We start from the raw sequence: 2,554 nt of genomic DNA on the forward strand, positions 1-2,554 counted from the left end.
AATAAAGCTAATGGCTTACTGTTCTCGGCAGCGATGGCAATTACCTCAGCGATTGGGCGGAACTCTTCCAGGCCTAAGCCGATGACTCGGTCACTCATCACAGTGTTTGCGGCTTTGCCGTGTACATCAAAAAAGTCATAACCCGCAAAGTCACCGACCACGCCTTGTAGTAAACGAGATTGGACGACCTCTCCCGCCGTAAACCAACCTAGGTCGACCATGTAGCTGTTTTCACTCATATCACCAATACCCACTAATGCAACATCGGCTTTTCGGGCAAGATCGAGCGTTTGCTTGACGGTGCTATTTTCCATGAACGCAGATTTTTGTGCTTTGTTTTCAGCATAAGCAGGCGCGTACAAGGTTTCAGAAGATCCACCGTATTTCTTGGCGAGTTGTCTACATATATGATCGGCATTAAACATACCGCCTCTAGGGTGAATACCGCCGATACCACACACAAATTTACAGTCACGTGGCGTAATGACGCCAGTGTGGTGAGCAACAGACGATACGTTCCGCCCTTGTCCTACTGTCACCACCATGCCGTTTTTCAGTGTACTGGTAAGATAGTTAGACACTAAACCAGCAACCTGTAATCGCTGCTTCTCTTCATTTGGTTGGTCTAGTGCCACAAGCGCACGCTTCACACCAAACCGTTCGATCAAACGTTGCTCGATCTTCGCACTAAAGACGGGGTGATATTTCACGGTGATCTCAACAATGCCCTCATCTCTGGCTTGCTTGAGCATTCGACCAACCTTTGCACGAGAGATAGAGTACTTTTTAGATATCTCTTCTTGCGTGGCACCATCTTGATAATAAGCAACCGCTACTTCAGTGAGGAGATCAGTGTTTTCTTCGGAAACATCTTGGATATTCTTACTCATATACCACTCAACCAATATTTAACAATTATTTTACCTGCTTGAAGAACAAGTGTTCGATGCTTAAGCAAGTGATACACAAGTTTACACCCCGAACATATGTAACAGCAAGGTACATTTGCTCATCGCCATAACCATGGTTTTGTTGTTGATTAATTCACCTCACTTTGCTCGTTAAACGTTTGCTTGCATACCCCATGATTACTAGAGCGAAATATATTTGACTGAAGTCACCATACAGCACTATTTACCGTTGACTTTGGGGCTAGATCGGATAAATATGGCTACATCATTTACTCATCGAGCGATCAAATGTTCTGTGCAAATGTTCGTTCGGAGAAAAATTTAAATTAATGTAAGTTTGGCTCACTGGTACAACCATTGAGAACTTCATTAGTTAGCTTGCAAATGCCCGCACCTCTCCCATTAATGAGGTGTTATGCGATACATAGGATGATCAAAATGAGCAATAAATTAGAGCAACTTCGTAAACTAACAACTGTTGTAGCTGACACTGGCGATATCGAAGCTATCAGCAAGTACACTCCTGAAGATGCAACAACTAACCCATCTCTAATTCTTAAAGCTGCTCAAATTGCTGAGTACGCTCCTCTAATCGATGCTTCTATCGAATACGCAAAAGCGCAAAGCGGCGATAAAGCACAGCAAGTTCAAGATACTTGCGACATGCTTAACGTGAACATCGGTAAAGAAATCCTGAAAGTTGTACCTGGCCGTATCTCTACTGAAGTAGATGCTCGTCTTTCTTACGACATGGAAGGCAGCGTTGCTAAAGCTCGTCAACTTATCAAAATGTACAACGACGCTGGCATCACTAACGACCGCATCCTTATCAAACTGGCTTCTACTTGGGAAGGTATCCGTGCTGCTGAAATCCTAGAGAAAGAAGGCATCAACTGTAACCTAACGCTTCTATTCTCTTTCGCTCAAGCTCGTGCTTGTGCTGAAGCTGGCGTATTCCTAATCTCTCCTTTCGTAGGTCGCATCATGGACTGGTACAAAGCGAAAGAAGGTCGTGATTTCGAAGCTTCAGAAGATCCAGGCGTAATCTCAGTTTCAGATATCTACAACTACTACAAAGACCACGGCTACAAAACTGTTGTTATGGGCGCAAGCTTCCGTAACATCGGCGAGATCCTTGAACTTGCTGGTTGTGACCGTCTAACTATCGCTCCTCAACTTCTAGCTGACCTAGAAGCAGCAGAAGGCGAAGTAGTAGAGAAGCTTATCGACTCTAACGGTACTAAAGAGCGTCCAGCAGCGATGACTCACGCTGAGTTCCTATGGGACCACAACCAAGATGCAATGGCTGTTGAGAAACTGGCTGAAGGCATCCGCAACTTCGCCGTTGACCAAGGCAAACTAGAAGACATGATCGCAGCTAAGCTGTAATCACTCTTACCAAATTCAAATAGGGGAACGTTCAGTTCCCCTACTTTTATCAATTTTGTTTTTCTTAATTTTTATTCGGAAGTTCTTATGAATCGCAAACATCTAGCTAACGCTATTCGTGCTCTAAGCATGGACGGCGTACAACAAGCAAACTCTGGTCACCCAGGCGCACCTATGGGTATGGCTGACATCGCTGAAGTACTTTGGCGTTCTCACCTAAACCACAACCCAGCAAACCCAGAGTGGGCTGACCG

Annotated in this window: 3 protein-coding genes; 2 read left to right on the top strand and 1 reads right to left on the bottom strand. The window is 44.8% G+C overall.

Annotation, left to right across the window (positions count from 1 at the left end; all coding sequences use genetic code 11):
• Window positions 1–890, bottom strand: an 890-nt coding sequence (locus AB4653_RS10725) for a sugar-binding transcriptional regulator (protein ID WP_372071314.1), incomplete at its 3' end; no start/stop codon positions are given.
• A 459-nt stretch (window positions 891–1,349) separates the two neighbouring features.
• Here AB4653_RS10725 and tal point away from each other — a divergent pair.
• The gene (gene tal / locus AB4653_RS10730) at window positions 1,350–2,300 is read left to right on the top strand and encodes a transaldolase (RefSeq protein ID WP_009845571.1); all 951 of its coding nucleotides are present in this window, start codon (window positions 1,350–1,352) and stop codon (window positions 2,298–2,300) included.
• Between the two features lie 87 nt (window positions 2,301–2,387).
• Window positions 2,388–2,554, top strand: a 167-nt coding sequence (locus AB4653_RS10735) for a hypothetical protein (RefSeq protein ID WP_372104120.1), incomplete at its 3' end; no start/stop codon positions are given.

The organism is Vibrio sp. 10N.222.48.A3 (genome assembly GCF_041475345.1).
Lineage (GTDB): Bacteria > Pseudomonadota > Gammaproteobacteria > Enterobacterales > Vibrionaceae > Vibrio > Vibrio tasmaniensis_A.